This is a genomic window from Candidatus Mycobacterium wuenschmannii (assembly GCF_030252325.1).
Lineage (GTDB): Bacteria > Actinomycetota > Actinomycetes > Mycobacteriales > Mycobacteriaceae > Mycobacterium > Mycobacterium wuenschmannii.
Window position 1 is genome coordinate 2,505,187 of sequence record NZ_CP126981.1, and the last position, 14,527, is coordinate 2,519,713.

Annotated in this window: 14 protein-coding genes; 4 read left to right on the plus strand and 10 right to left on the minus strand. The window is 67.8% G+C overall.

Going from position 1 to position 14,527, the window contains the following annotated elements:
• Nucleotides 1-17: 17 nt before the first annotated feature.
• Nucleotides 18-1,415, plus strand: a complete 1,398-nt coding sequence (locus PT015_RS11800) for a class II fumarate hydratase (RefSeq protein WP_285190797.1) — start codon at nt 18-20, stop codon at nt 1,413-1,415.
• A 2-nt stretch (nt 1,416-1,417) separates the two neighbouring features.
• The gene (locus PT015_RS11805; RefSeq protein ID WP_285190798.1) at nt 1,418-1,882 is read left to right on the plus strand and encodes an ester cyclase; all 465 of its coding nucleotides are present in this window, start codon (nt 1,418-1,420) and stop codon (nt 1,880-1,882) included.
• Nucleotides 1,883-1,886: 4 nt separating this feature from the next.
• Here the strand turns inward: PT015_RS11805 and PT015_RS11810 are convergent, their stop codons facing one another.
• From PT015_RS11810 to PT015_RS11835, 6 genes are all read right to left on the minus strand, one after another.
• A complete protein-coding gene (locus PT015_RS11810) occupies nt 1,887-2,738 on the minus strand; it encodes an alpha/beta fold hydrolase (RefSeq protein ID WP_285190799.1) in 852 nt (283 codons plus the stop codon).
• Complete coding sequence (locus PT015_RS11815) at nt 2,695-3,579, minus strand: polysaccharide deacetylase family protein (protein ID WP_285190800.1); 885 nt, start codon at nt 3,577-3,579, stop codon at nt 2,695-2,697. Before PT015_RS11815 ends, PT015_RS11810 begins: the two co-directional genes overlap by 44 nt.
• A 26-nt stretch (nt 3,580-3,605) precedes the next feature.
• Complete coding sequence (locus PT015_RS11820; protein WP_285191067.1) at nt 3,606-4,916, minus strand: PhoH family protein; 1,311 nt, start codon at nt 4,914-4,916, stop codon at nt 3,606-3,608.
• Nucleotides 4,917-5,216: 300 nt separating this feature from the next.
• Complete coding sequence (locus tag PT015_RS11825; RefSeq protein WP_285190801.1) at nt 5,217-6,047, minus strand: acyl-ACP desaturase; 831 nt, start codon at nt 6,045-6,047, stop codon at nt 5,217-5,219.
• A 61-nt stretch (nt 6,048-6,108) separates the two neighbouring features.
• A complete protein-coding gene (gene glyA, locus PT015_RS11830; protein WP_285191068.1) occupies nt 6,109-7,383 on the minus strand; it encodes a serine hydroxymethyltransferase in 1,275 nt (424 codons plus the stop codon).
• A 109-nt stretch (nt 7,384-7,492) separates the two neighbouring features.
• A complete protein-coding gene (locus tag PT015_RS11835) occupies nt 7,493-8,701 on the minus strand; it encodes a DUF885 domain-containing protein (protein WP_285190802.1) in 1,209 nt (402 codons plus the stop codon).
• A 58-nt stretch (nt 8,702-8,759) separates the two neighbouring features.
• Here PT015_RS11835 and coaA point away from each other — a divergent pair, with 58 nt between their 5' ends.
• Both coaA and PT015_RS11845 read left to right on the plus strand, forming a co-directional pair.
• Nucleotides 8,760-9,698: a type I pantothenate kinase gene (gene coaA, locus PT015_RS11840; protein WP_285190803.1), complete on the plus strand. Its 939-nt coding sequence runs from the start codon at nt 8,760-8,762 to the stop codon at nt 9,696-9,698.
• Nucleotides 9,698-10,531 (plus strand): NHL repeat-containing protein, encoded by an 834-nt coding sequence (locus tag PT015_RS11845; protein ID WP_285190804.1) that lies wholly within the window; start codon nt 9,698-9,700, stop codon nt 10,529-10,531. The genes coaA and PT015_RS11845 overlap by 1 nt, the downstream gene beginning before the upstream one ends.
• Before the next feature lie 142 nt (nt 10,532-10,673).
• Here PT015_RS11845 and PT015_RS11850 read toward each other — a convergent pair whose 3' ends face one another.
• From PT015_RS11850 to PT015_RS11865, 4 genes are all read right to left on the minus strand, one after another.
• On the minus strand, nt 10,674-11,093 hold the full coding sequence (locus tag PT015_RS11850) for a hypothetical protein (protein ID WP_285190805.1): 420 nt from the start codon (nt 11,091-11,093) through the stop codon (nt 10,674-10,676).
• A gap of 157 nt (nt 11,094-11,250) precedes the next feature.
• On the minus strand, nt 11,251-12,318 hold the full coding sequence (locus PT015_RS11855) for a methyltransferase (RefSeq protein ID WP_285190806.1): 1,068 nt from the start codon (nt 12,316-12,318) through the stop codon (nt 11,251-11,253).
• Between the two features lie 21 nt (nt 12,319-12,339).
• Complete coding sequence (locus tag PT015_RS11860; RefSeq protein WP_285190807.1) at nt 12,340-13,704, minus strand: hypothetical protein; 1,365 nt, start codon at nt 13,702-13,704, stop codon at nt 12,340-12,342.
• A gap of 9 nt (nt 13,705-13,713) precedes the next feature.
• Entirely contained in the window at nt 13,714-14,502 is a 789-nt protein-coding gene (locus tag PT015_RS11865) for a (2Z,6E)-farnesyl diphosphate synthase (RefSeq protein ID WP_285190809.1), read from the minus strand.
• Between the last annotated feature and the right edge of the window lie 25 nt (nt 14,503-14,527).

A 14,527-nucleotide genomic window follows, 5' to 3' on the forward strand; every position in this document is an offset into this window, starting at 1 on the left:
AGCGAGGACGTTTCTCAATGGCGGACGACACCGAATACCGCATCGAACACGACACCATGGGCGAGGTTCGGGTGCCCGCGAAAGCGTTGTGGCGGGCCCAGACTCAGCGCGCTGTCGAGAACTTTCCGATCTCCGGCCGCGGCCTGGAGCGCACCCAGATCCGCGCGCTCGGCCTGCTGAAGGGCGCCTGCGCCCAGGTCAACAAGGACCTCGGTCTGCTGGCCGCGGACAAGGCCGACGCGATCATCGCCGCCGCGGCCGAGATCGCCGACGGCAAGCACGACGACCAGTTCCCGATCGACGTGTTCCAGACCGGCTCCGGCACCAGTTCCAACATGAACACCAACGAGGTGATCGCCAGCATCGCGGCGGCCAACGGCGTGACGGTGCACCCGAACGACGACGTCAACATGTCGCAGTCGTCCAACGACACGTTCCCGACCGCCACCCACATCGCCGCCACCGAAGCCGCTGTGCGCCAACTCATTCCGTCGTTGCAGGTGCTGCACGATGCGCTGGCCGGCAAGGCCCGTGAGTGGCGCACCGTGGTCAAGTCGGGACGCACCCACCTGATGGACGCCGTCCCGGTCACCCTGGGCCAGGAGTTCTCCGGGTACGCGCGTCAGATCGAGGCCGGCATCGAGCGGGTGCAGGCGGCGCTGCCGCGCCTGGGCGAGCTGGCGATCGGCGGCACCGCGGTCGGCACCGGGCTCAACGCCCCCGACGGCTTCGGCACCAAGGTGGTCGAGGTACTGGTCAAGGACACCGGCGTGACCGAACTGCGCACGGCGACCGACTCTTTCGAGGCCCAGGCCGCCCGTGACGGGCTGGTCGAGGCATCCGGTGCGCTGCGCACGATCGCGGTGTCGCTGACCAAGATCGCCAACGACGTCCGCTGGATGGGCTCCGGACCGCTGACCGGCCTGGCCGAAATCCAGCTGCCGGACCTGCAGCCGGGCAGCTCGATCATGCCGGGCAAGGTCAATCCCGTTCTGCCAGAAGCGGTTACCCAGGTCGCCGCGCAGGTCATCGGCAACGACGCGGCCATCACCGTCGGTGGGCTGTCGGGCGCGTTCGAGTTGAACGTCTACATCCCGATGATGGCCCGCAACATCCTGGAGTCGTTCAAGCTGCTGACCAACGTCTCGACGCTGTTCGCCGAGCGCTGCATTGTCGGCCTGAAGGCAAACGAGGAGCACCTGCGCGAACTGGCCGAGTCGTCGCCGTCGATCGTGACGCCGCTGAACTCGGCGATCGGCTACGAGGAGGCCGCCGCGGTGGCCAAGCAGGCGGTCAAGGAAAAGAAGACGATTCGGCAAACGGTCATCGACCGCGGCCTGATCGGTGACAAGCTGTCCGAAGAGGAACTGGACCGCCGTCTCGACGTGCTCGCGATGGCCAAAGTCAAGGAGTAGCCATGCTCGACGACGGACTCCGCCAACGCCGCCTCGCGCTCATCCAGGAGCACATGGACACCGAGGTGACCAAGGAGTTCGATCGCACGCTGGCGACCTTCAACGGGCATCCGCGCTACGAGATCATGGCCACCGGCCAGGTGTACGACGGCGACGACGAGGTCATGAACTACTACCGGATCACGCGCACCGCCTTCCCCGACCAGCGTCATGAGAACGCGCGCTTCCACGTGACACACGACGCGGTGATCACCGAATTCGACCTTCTGGGAACGAATCTCGGCGAGTTCTATGGCATGCCGCCGACCGGCAAGGCGTTCCGGGTGCCGATCATCGCGGTGTTCTCCTTCGACGGTGAGCGAATCACCAACGAGCGCATCTACTTTGACAGTGCCAGCTTGGTCACCCAGATCGGGCGGGGTGAGCTGCTGGCGTTGGCCGCGGCGGGTGACCTGCCCGGGCAGTAGGGTTCTAGTGGCGGCTGATCCAGTCGACGACGATGTCGTTGAAGCGGTCCGCCTCTTCCCACATCGGGCAGTGCCCGCTGTCGTCGAATACGACCGACTCGGCGCTGGGCAGTTGCTTCATCAGCCAGTCCTGGGACGCCAGCTTCATCGTCTTCTCGTCGCGACCCCACACCAGCAGATGCGGAACGGTGAAGCCGGGTATGTCGGTTCGGTAGTCCTGCAGCGTCTGGTCGATCAGGATCAGTGCTCCAGCGTTGGCGCCCACGGCGCAGGCCGAGTCGACGAATCTGGTCAGCTGCTCGGGTGGGAGTTCGTTCTTGAACATGGTGGGGATGTAATCGGCCAGGAATGCCCGGAAGTCGTCCTGGATGTCCGCGACAAAGCCGTGCAGTTGCGGGATGTCGGCGAAGCCGATCGGCCAGTCTTCCTGGATCAGGTCCGAAGGTCCTTGGGAGACATTGACAAAGCAGGTGAATTGGTCGGCGCCGAATTGCCGTAGGTAGTCCCACAGCACGAAATTTCCCATCGACCACCCGATCGCGATAACGCCATCCATGCCGAGGTGCTCGATCAACGCGTGCACGTCGCGCGCGTACTGCGCCACAGTGTGACCGCCCTCGCGTCTGGGTGATTTACCGTGCGAACGGAAGTCCACCGCGATCACGCGATGCTGCCGGGATAGCGGAGCGATGTTGCGCTCGAAGAACATTCGCGACATGCAGACGCCGTGCAGCAGGAGAACGGGCCGCCCCTGGCCGGTATCGGTGTAGGTCAGCGCGGCGCCGTCAGGCAGCTCGAATCGGTGAATCGCCCTAGCTCCCGTTGTTCGGTCCGCCCGAATTCTGGCCTGCCACATCGGTGATCGGAAAGTTCGGCATCGGTGCGGGTGACGGCGTATGCGGCAGTGACGGGATCTCCGAGGCCGGGATGTCGTGCAGTGCGTTGGCCGGCGGGCCGTTGTCGCGTGAGCCGTACACGCTGCCGGGTGCGCGCGTGCCCAGCAGGTGGCTGACCGTGACCAGGTGATAGTTGTTGGCCTTGAGCACCGGGATGAACTGCTCCACGAGATCTACGGTGCTGGAGTAGGTGTCGTGCATCAGCACCACCGACCCGGGCTTGATCTGGGTGAACAACATGAACCTGGTGGCCGCGGTGTTGGAGTCGTTCATCCAGTCGAACGGGATGACGTCCCACAGGATTGCGGCCTGACCGGCTTTGGCGGCCTGCTCGTTGACGGCGGCGTTGGTCAGCCCGCCCGGCGGCCGCCACAGTGTCGGCCGCACCCCGGTGGCCGCGGCGATCGCGTCGGTCGCCCGGGAGAACTGACTCGGCACGTCGGCGGCCGGCAGCGTCGTCATGTTGGGGTGCTCCCAGGTGTGGCTGCCGAGTTCCATGCCGGCCTCGACGACCCGCTTGGCGCCCGCCGGGTTGGCGGCGACCTTGTTGCCGATTTCGAAGAACGTCGCCTTGGCGTCGTTGGCCTTCAGGATGCCCAGCAACCGGTCGGTGAACGGCGTCGGCCCGTCGTCGAACGTCAGCGCCACGCACTTGACCTGTGCGCAATCCACCACGTCGTTGGCGTGGGCAAACCGGACGTGTCCGGTGAGCGCTCCGACCGTGACCACGACCGCGGCGGCCGCGACGCCGGCGACGGTCCGCAGGTACCGCCACTTCTGGCTGTCGGGTCGTTTCGGCACGGCCGAAGTTTACCGGCCGCAGAGATTTAGATCGGAGCGCCGCTGATCTCTTCCAGCATCTCGGTGACCAGCGCCGCGATCGGCGACCGCTCGCTGCGCAGCAGCGTGATGTGCGCGAACAGCGGGTGCCCCTTGAGCTTCTCGACCACCGCCGCGACGCCGTCGTGCCGACCGACGCGGAGGTTGTCGCGCTGCGCGACGTCGTGGGTCAGCACCACCCGCGAGCCAGCACCCAGTCGGGACAGCACGGTCAGCAACACGTTGCGTTCCAGTGACTGGGCCTCGTCGACGATCACGAAGGAGTCGTGCAGCGAGCGACCGCGAATGTGAGTCAGCGGCAACACCTCGAGCATGCCGCGGGACAACACCTCTTCCAGCACCGCCGGGCTGGCCAGCCCTTCAAGGGTGTCGAAGACGGCCTGAGCCCAGGGGCCCATCTTCTCGCTCTCGCTGCCGGGCAGGTAGCCCAACTCCTGACCGCCCACCGCGTAGAGCGGACGGAACACGACCACCTTGCGCTGGGTGCGCCGCTCCAGCACGGCTTCCAGGCCGGCGCACAGGGCCAGCGCCGACTTCCCGGTGCCGGCCTTGCCGCCCAGCGACACGATGCCGACCGACTCGTCGAGCAGCAGATCGAGGGCGACGCGTTGTTCGGCTGACCTTCCCCGGAGGCCGAACACTTCGCGATCGCCGCGGACCAGCTGCACCTTCTTGTGGGCGTTCACCCGGCCGAGTGCATGTGAGCTACCGGCCAGCAGACGAATTCCGGTGTGGCACGGCAGGTCTCGCGCAGCTTCGAGGTCGACCTCGCCGTCGGCGAACAGCACGTCGATGTCATCTGCGGTGGTTTCCACCTCGGTCATGCCGGTCCAGCCGGAGACCACGACGTCCTGCGCGTGGTACTCGTCGGCGGCCAGGCCGACCGCGCCGGCCTTGACGCGCAGCGGAATGTCCTTGGAGACCAACGTGACTCGCTTGCCCTCGGCGGCGAGGTTGGCCGCGCAGCACAGGATGCGGGAGTCGTTGGTGTCGGTGCGGAAACCGGCCGGCAGCACCGACGGGTCCTGGTGGTTGAGTTCGACGTGCAGCGTACCGCCTTGTGTCCCAACGGGAATGGGCTGATCGAGGCGCCCGTGCTCGATGCGCATGTCGTCGAACAAGCGGAGCGCCTGACGGGCGAACCAACCCAACTCGTGGTGGTGCCGTTTGGCTTCCAGCTCGCTGATCACCACCAGCGGAACGACGACTTCGTGTTCGGCGAAGCGGGAGCAGGCCCACGGGTCGGACAGCAGCACCGACGTGTCGAGCACGTAGGTCCTGATGGTGTCCTGGTCCATCTGGTCCGAAATAACCGCCGGAGATTCAGTCACGAGCGCTCCTCGAGCTCATCGCCCGGCTCGCTGCCGCATGCGGGTGGAGTCCCCACCACCACCCAAGCGCGCGAGGCTTTCTCACCGGGCTAAATGCCCGTGCGGCCCGCACGGACGAATCGGCGGGGGCCGCGGCGCAAGGACCGGGGCCGGCGGTCCTTTCGAGGTCGAATCGAGAGGCGCCGCCCGGATAGCAGAGCATGTCGCTAGCCATCGACTGCGACGGTACCCGCGTCGAAGCACACGCGCCGCGCAGGCGCGCCGTGACTAGCTGATGACGAACTGCTGAAGGGCAGGCTCGTCGGCCACGCCCCAGGCGGTGATCCGCTTGGAGATGACCTCGCGCAGTTGGTCGGGGCCGAAAATGCCTGCCTCGGCAACGATCTGCACCTTGTCCGCGTAGGCGTCGATGTCCGCACCGATGACGTCGATCTCTGCCGCGCGCGCGGCGATCGCGGCGACGGTCTCGTCGCGGCTGTAGGTCAGCAAATGCGCGACCAGGTTGGCGAAGAATTCCTCGTGCCGCACCTCGTCCCGCGCGATGTGGGTGATCAGCCCGGCCAGCACCGGTTCCTCGATCTGCGCCGCCAGATTGTTGCTGAAGACCGCATGGGAGCCCTCGAACAGCGCCATGAACACCAGGGTCTCGATCTTGGAGAACTGGTCGGCGCGGTAGCCCTTGTTCGCGACGTGCTCGAAGCGGACGTCCTCGTTGGCGGTCGGGTCGATCTCACGGGTGACGACGAAGTATTCGCGCAACGCGATCGCGTGCAGGTGCTCCTCGGCGGTCCAACGGCCGATCCACTGGCCCCACATGTCCTCGAGGATGAAGTGCTCGACGAGTTCGCGGTGATAGCCGGCCAGGTTGTCCTTGATGATCAGCAGGATCTCGCAGGCGTCGGTGATGGCCTTCGGCAGCGTCACGTCGGCGGGGTCCCAGTCGCGGCCACCGAGGAAGGCGAAGTTCTCACCCTGGTCGAACGGCACGAAGTCGTGCGCGTACCAAGTCTTCTCGGTGCCGATATGCCGGTCGAGGTTCGCGCCGACCACCGGCTCGAGCTCGAGCATCAATGCGTCAGCGACGGGTTTGACAGCCATAAAAGTAACTATAACCCGCGTACACAGTTATCCGAAATCTGACCCGCGCGGGTCGGTGCGGTCAGGCGAGCGACCAGTCCTCCAGGCCGTCGTAGAGCGGAAACTCCCTGGCCAGACGCGTGACACGGTCCCGCAGCGACGCGACGTCAGCGGCGGTACCGGCGGCCAGCGCGGTCGCGATGACGTCAGCGACCTCGCTGAACTCGGCGTCGCCGAAACCGCGGGTGGCCAGCGCCGGGGTGCCGACCCGCAGGCCGGAGGTGACCATCGGCGGCCGCGGGTCATTGGGCACCGCGTTGCGGTTCACGGTGATGCCGACGTCGTGCAGCAGGTCCTCGGCGGCCTGACCGTCCAGCGGCGAGTCGCGCAAGTCGACCAGCACCAGGTGCACATCGGTGCCGCGGCTGACCACCGAGACGCCCGCCTTGGCGACGTCCGCGGCCAGGAGGCGTTCGGCGATGATCCGCGCGCCGGACAGCGTGCGCTGCTGACGCTCGACGAATTCCGGTGTGCCGGCGATCTTCAACGCGACGGCCTTGGCGGCGATCACGTGCATCAGCGGCCCACCCTGCTGGCCGGGGAAGACCGCCGAGTTGATCTTCTTGGCAAAGTCCTGCTTGCCCATGATCAGGCCGGACCGCGGACCACCGAGCGTCTTGTGCACGGTCGTCGAGACGATGTCGGCGTGCGGCACCGGCGACGGGTGCAGACCCGCCGCGACCAGACCCGCGAAGTGCGCCATGTCGACCCACAGGTTCGCGCCGACCTCGTCGGCGATCGACCTGAACGCCGCGAAGTCCAGCGTCCGCGGGTAGGCCGACCAGCCCGCGACAATCACCTTCGGGCGGAACTCCAGCGCCTGCGCGCGCACCACGTCCATGTCGATCAGATGCGTGGTGGCGTCGACGCCGTAAAAGGCGTTCTCGTAGAGCTTGCCGGAGAAGTTGAGCTTCATGCCGTGCGTCAGATGACCGCCGTTGGCGAGGTCGAGGCCGAGCAGCTTCTCCCCCGGCGACATCAGTGCGTGCAACACGGCCGCGTTGGCCTGCGCGCCCGCGTGCGGCTGCACGTTGGCGAAGTCGGCGCCAAACAGCGCCTTGGCCCGGTCGCGGGCGATGTTCTCCACCTCGTCGACGTACTCGCAACCGCCGTAGTAGCGGCGGCCGGGCAGGCCCTCGGCGTATTTGTTGGTCAGCACGCTGCCCTGGGCCTGCAGCACCGCGCGCGGCACGAAGTTCTCCGACGCGATCATCTCGAGCGTGTCGCGCTGGCGACCGAGCTCCTTGCCGAGAAGCTCGGCGATGTCGGGATCGACGTCGGCCAGCGGCGCGGACATCACGGATTTGGTACGGGCGTCGGGTGCGGCAGTCACCCCGCCAGTCTAAACGGCGGAGACGAGCCTTTTGACGTGCCCGCTTTGCGAACGTTGCGGACGCTGCACCGGGTTATGCGGGCATCGTCGAGGGGATCAGCGGCTCGTCCAGCAGGCGACCGAAACGCTCCACGAGGCCCACCTCGGCTGGCCGCTCGTCGAGCCAGCCGCGCAGCAGCCGATATCCCTCGACGTAGGTGCTGGTGTAGGCCCGCCACAGCGGCGAGGACAGGAACCGCAGCATCTGCCGGGCCCGGGTGTCGTTGACCAGCAGCCAGCGCCGCAGGAATTCGGCGACCTCGTCGGCATCGCGGTGCTCGTCGTGCAGCATCAGCGCCGCGTCCTGCCGCACGCCCGCCAGCGCCGCCGACGCCTCGGATACCGCCACCGCCCGCTCGCCGTCGAAGCGCAGGCCGAGGTCGGCGTAGATCTCGCGGGCCCAACTCCCCCAACTCGGGCCGATCGCCGCGTACAGCGCCAGGTCGGCCAGCCCCTCGGCCATCAGGCACTGCGGGGTGTTGACCAGGAAGATCGTCTGCTCGGCCTGACCGCGGCGCTGAACCAGGCCGGCCTCCTTGCGGCAGTGCTCGGTGTGGTGCCCCGGGTAGGACTCGTGGGCGACCAACCGAGGCAGGTTGGACATCAGCTGCTTGAGGTCGGCGTTGACCGCGACCGTCGAGCGGTAGTCGCCCAGGTAATAGTTGAAGCCCGACCACGGCTTGTCGGTCACCACTTGGTACTCGACCGTCTCGGCGTCCGGCAGCGGGTATTCGGCGCGGACCCGGTCGCGCAGGGCGCTGGAAAACGCCTCGATGCAGGCAGCCAACTTCTCCGGCGGGATTTCCTCGCCGACGCGGTGCGCCTCCATCCGGTCGGCCAGCGGACCGGTGCCGCCCAGCGCCTCGTCGAGCCGGGCGTGCGCCCGGCTGTAGGCCTCCGGGTCGCCCTTGGCGATGCGGACGTCGAAGTAGGCGTGCACCTCGTCGACGAACCCGATGTCCTCGCCGGCGAACTTGCGGGCCGCGCATTCCAGGGCCCGCAGATGGGCGCCCACAAAGTCGGCGCGCTGAGCGTCGAAGCCGTTGCCGCGCGGCACATCCGGCAGCGCATGAAGCAGTCGCACGGCCTGTCGGGCGAGGTTTGCCGGGTCGGGTGCCGGCTCGGCCGCGACCGTCTGGCGCAGCGCCGGATCGCCGGTGAAGGCGTCGACGTAGCCCTCCTCGACGCGGTCGAAACGCAAGCCGAGAAGGAGGTACTCGCGGATCAGCGCGTCGGGGTTCACGCCCGCCAACGCTATCCCAGCCGCCCACGGCGTGGCCGAAGCTGCAAGACTGAGGGACATGCCGCGGCCCAGCGAGCCGAGCCCCTACGTGGAGTTCGATCGACGTCAGTGGCGCGCGCTCCGTATGTCGACGCCGCAGCCACTGACCGAAGAGGAAATCGTCGGTCTGCGCGGTATCGGCGAGCAGGTCAACCTCCGCGAGGTCGAAGAGGTCTACCTACCGCTCGCGCGACTGCTGCACCTCCAGGTCGCGGCCCGGCAGCGACTGTTCCAGGCCACTGCGGAGTTCCTGGGCGAGCCGCAGCAGAATCCCGACCGGCCGGTGCCGTTCATCATCGGCGTGGCCGGCAGCGTGGCCGTCGGCAAGTCGACGACGGCCCGTGTGCTGCAGGCACTGCTGGCCCGCTGGGATCACCACCCCCGCGTCGACCTGGTCACCACCGACGGATTCCTCTACCCGAATGCCGAGTTGAGTCGGCGAAACCTGATGCATCGCAAGGGTTTTCCGGAAAGCTACGACCGCCGCGCGCTGATGCGGTTCGTCACCTCGGTGAAATCGGGATCGGATTACGTGTGCGCGCCGGTCTACTCGCACCTGCACTACGACAGGGTGCCGGACGCCAAGCAGGTGGTCCGCCACCCGGACATCCTGATTCTGGAGGGGCTCAACGTCCTGCAAACCGGGCCGACGCTGATGGTGTCGGACCTGTTCGACTTCTCGCTCTACGTCGACGGCCGGATCGAGGACATCGAGGGCTGGTACATCTCGCGATTCCTGGCGATGCGCTCGACGGCGTTCGCCAACCCCGCGTCGCATTTCCACCATTACTCCGGGCTGACCGATCAGCAGGCCGAGATCGCGGCCCGCGACATCTGGCGATCGATCAACCGCCCCAATTTGATCGAGAACATCCTGCCGACCCGACCACGGGCGACCCTGGTGTTGCGCAAGGACGCCGATCACTCCATCAACCGGTTGCGGTTGCGCAAGCTGTGATGCTCCGACTGCTCGCGGTGACGCTGGCGCTCGTCGGCCTCGTAGCGCCGACGGCGTCGGCCGCCGGGCAGACCGACCTGCCGTTCACCGGCCTCACCGATCCCAACGCCGTCGCGGTCGCCGCCAACGGCGACGTCTACGTCACCGACGCGGGCCACCGCCGGGTGGTCAAGCTCGCCGCAGGCTCGGACGCGCAGACCGAGGTGCCGTTCACCGGCCTGCAGAATCTCACCGGCATCGCGGTCGACGGTGGCGGCAGCGTCTACGTCACCTACTTCACCGACGGAAACCCGTTCGTTGGCAAGGTGGTCAAGCTGGAGGCGGGCACCAACGTCCAGAGCGAGTTGCCGTTCACCGACCTCGTCGACCCGCGGGCGGTGACCGTGGATGCCGGTGGGGCCATATACGTCGCGGACCGGCGCAAGCATCAGGTCCAGAAGCTGGCCACCGGATCAACCAGTCCGACGGTGCTGCCCTTCACCGGGTTGGAGTTCGCTCAAGGGGTGGCGGTCGACGGCGCCGGCGGCGTCTACGTCACCGACACCCGCACCAACGACAACCGCGTGGTGAAGTTGGCCGGGTCGAACCAGACCACCCTTCCCTTCACGGGCCTGAGCCAGCCCGACGGCATCGCGGTGGCTCGCGACGGCAGGGTCTACCTCACCGACGCGAACACCCGAAAGGTCTTGACCCTGGCGCCTGGTGCGACGGGTCAGACCGAGTTACCGGTCGCCGGACTCAACTCGGCCGGCGGCATAGCAGTCGACGCGGCCGGCAACGTGTACGTGACGGACCCGATGCACGCGCGCGTGGTGAAAGTCGCTGCGGGATAAGTCTTCTGCGCGAACGTCGAGTTGTCGGGCGGATCACCTGTAGTTCGGCCCGACAAGTCGACGTTCGATGGGACAAAAAGGCCGATGCGGGGACGCACGCCGCAACCTCTGACAGCGGCGCCCCGCACCGGCGGGACGGGAGCTACGCCGGGAGGCGGCGTACTCCGAGGTACTGCAGGTAACCCATCAGCGCGAAGTAGCCGGCGGCAGCCAGGGTCGAGGCGACGCCGATCTCGGTCAGCGGCAGCGCGCCGACTGCCAGCACGACCAGCGCGGCCACCGCCAGCACGACGTTGCCGGCGATGATGGCGATCCCGGCACGGTGCAGGTCCGGCGACGCGGCCAGGGCGTACACCGCCAGCCCGACGATGACCAGCAGTGCGCCGCCGAGGAATTCGGTGACGGAGCTCAGGCCGGTGAGCGCCGAGATCGGGTCCGCCATCAAGGCGATGAAGAGACCGATCGCCCCGCACAGTGTCGCGTCGAGTCGCATGGCGAACCGCAACAGGGAGTCGGTCGAGTCGTTGAAGGGCCGGGTGGCCAGTGGAGTAACAGCGGTCATGTCGGAACTCCTTGCGATGGGGGGTCGAACACCTCTGAGCCTGCCGTGACGCCACTGCCAGATCGACGCGCGGCACTGCCAGGCACTGCCATGCGCAGGTCAACCGGGTGATCCAGCGCACGTATTCCGCACCTAGCCGAGCTAAGGACCCTGGCGGCTACACCGCTCGGGCCTCCACGAGGCTGAACGGCGACGCGGTTCCGACCACCCGCGTCATCTCGAAGCCCGCCTGCTGCAGGATCCGGCCGTACTCCTCGGCGGTGCGCTCACGCGCGGCCGCCACGACCAGCATCTCGAGATCGGCCCACTTGCCGACGAATTCGCGGTCGTGCTCGGGGATGACGAACTCGACGAGCAGCACCACGTTTCCGACGCCGGCGGCGGTCCGCACGTTGCGCAGAATGCGCACCGCGTCCTCGTCGGTCCAGTCGTGGATCACGTTCTTGAGGACGTATGCGTCGCCGCCCGGTGGCACGGACTCGAAGAAGGAACCCTCCGCGATCTGCAGGCGATCGGTGCGCGTCGCACCGGCGACCACATCGGGCAGGTCGTACAGGATGCCCAGCGACTTCGGGCTTGCGGTCAGGATCGCCGACAGCAGCCGGCCGTGCCCGCCGCCGACGTCGACGACCGTCGCGAACCGGCTGAAGTCGTATCCCGCGGTCACCGCCGCGATGGCGAGCTCGGAGCCGCTCGTCATCGCGTCGTTGAAGATCGCGGCGAGGCGCTCGTCGCTGTGCAGGTACTCGAAGGCGGGCATGCCGCGCAGCTCCGGGATCACGGCGCGGCCGGTGCGGACGGCGCCGGTGAGGTGGCTCCAATGCTCGCGATGCTCAGGGCAACCGATGAAGCGGGCGAACCCGGCCACCGACACCTCGGCATCGCTGCGCAAGGTGTCGGCCAGCGGGGTGAGGTCAAAGCGGCCGTCGCGGCGCTGCCGGAAGATGCCGCGGCTGATCAGCGCGCGCAGCAGCCGGCTGACGGCGTCGGCATCGGCGCCGACCGCTGCGGCCAATTCGTCGGCGGTCAGCGGCCCGTTGGCCAGCGCGTCGGCGATACCGAGATCCGCGGCCGCGGTAATCGCCTGCGCGGCCCAGGCATTGGTGATCATTTCCATCATCGCGACCGGCGCGGGAACCAGGCGTCTGTAGAGCTGCCCGACCCGGTGACGAAGGGCATCGACAGCGCGGACGACGGGCAGCGGCGGAACTTTCGACGGCGACATGCCGCCACGATGTCAGGTCCGCTACTCGATGGAAACGGCCACCCTGCCGCGCAGGTCGGCGGCGATCAACTTCGCGGCGGCGTTCTGCCAGTTGTGCAGTGAGCGCTGCGGCACGTCGGTGACGAACCACTGCCACGCCTGGCGTGCGGTCGGATCCAGGCCCGCGGCGGTGGCGTTCTGCGCATAGGCCCGCACCCCGACGACGTAAGGGAAATACAGCGAGTTGTAGTGCCGCCACTGCTCGCTGGTGCCGAAGTCGCCGCCGTCGCGCGGCTTGAGCGCGGCGATCCGGTCGGCCAGCAGTGCCTTGAGTTCGATGGCCCGCTCCAGCGGCTGGTCCGGGGCGCCGCGGGCGGCCAGCCGCTCGTCGATGCAGGGCAGCGCCGTCAACGGGTTGGCGACCAACTTGGACAGGTCGCCGTAGTGCCCGAGCGCGCGGCGGGTCAGCCGGGCGAAGCTGTCGTCGTCGACGTCGTCGAGCGGGTCGGCCAGCCGCAGCGGCAGCGCGGACTGCGTGCGGCGCAACGTCTCTCGATGCGCCCGCAGCAGAGGCGCCCGCGAGAACACCATCCGGTCGAGCAGGCCGGCCAGCGGGTCGGCCAGCACCTGCACCGACGCCGCGATGGCCAGGCTGGTGAACAGCAAGACGGTCAGCGCGATCTGCGCGGTGCTCTCGCTGCGGGTCAGCGCGATCGCGACCAGCATCTGACCGCCGATCAGCGTGACGACCACACCGGCGCCGGTGAACGAGCGCAACATGTCGGCCCGCAGCGCCTGGCCCTCGTCGAAGGCGTCCCACAGCGCGACCGCGACGCCGAGGCAGAACACGTCACAGCCCGTCGACGCCAGCGCCAGCCAGCTCGGTACCACGCCCAGCGGAATGATCAGGATCGCGTTGGCCAGCGCGAAGAACATCGTCGCGGTGATGATGAGCCCGACCACGGGGATCTTCTGTGCGCGCCGCACGAGCGCCGTCACCATCGCGTACAGGTTGGACACCGAAATCACCACGCACATCAGCACGTGCCCGGCCCGCAAGGGGCCCTCGACCGTGCCGGCCAGCGACGCGGCGAGCAGCGTCAGCGCCGCGACCACGCCGACCACCAGCACCTCGACGGAGCGCCCCCGCCCGCTGTCGCCGGGCCGGGCGAGTTCGACGAGCACCGCGAACCAGGCGATGCCGGGCACCGCCACCAGATAGATCTCGACGTGGCCGAGCGCCGCGGAATGGGTCACGAGCCGGACCGCGTCCAGGGCGACCGCCGTCGCGAAACTGCACAGGCCCACCGCGGAGAACACCAGGACCGGCTTGCGCGGATTGCGGGCCAGCAGATACAGCCCCAGCCACCAGCTCAGCGAGAACACCAACGCCGAGAGCGCAGCCATATCTCAGTCTTACACGCCGTACCGGCGATGCCGCTGGCTGTAGTCGCGCAGCGCACGCAGGAAGTCGACCCGGCGGAACGCCGGCCAGTGCGCCTCGGTGAACCACATCTCCGAATAGGCGCTCTGCCACAGCAGGAATCCGGACAGCCGCTGCTCCCCCGACGTCCGGATCACCAGGTCGGGATCGGGCTGGCCGGAGGTGTACAGATTCTCCGAGATGGCGTCGACGGTGACCGCTTCGAGAAGTTCGTCGCCGCTGGCACCGTCGGCGATCGCCTTGCCGAGCAGCCCGCGCACGGCGTCGGCGATCTCCTGGCGGCCGCCGTAGCCGACCGCGACGTTGACGTGGAAGTTGCCCTTGCCGGCGGTGCCGTTGACGGCGTCCCGGAGCCGGCGCGCGGGCTCCTCGCCGATCAGCTCGAGGTCGCCGACCGTGCGCACGCTCCAGCCGTTGGCGGGGGCGCAGATCTCCTCGACGACGTCGGTGATGATCTCGATCAGCGCGGCCAACTCGGCCGGGTCACGGCGCAGGTTTTCGGTGGAAAGCAAGTAGACCGTGGCCATTTCGATGCCGGCCTCCTGGCACCAGCGCAGCATCTCGGCGATCTTGGCCGCACCCATCCGATAGCCGTAGCTGACGTCGTCGTAACCCGCGTCACGGGCCCAGCGGCGGTTACCGTCACATAAAACTGCTATGTGCCGAGGTAGCTCGGATTTGGAGGCGGCAAGCCCTTGCCGAAGCCGCAGCTCGTACAGGCGATATAGCGGTTCCTTGACGCGCGGCGGAATGATCTCCACAGCGAACCAGATTACTGTGGGCCCC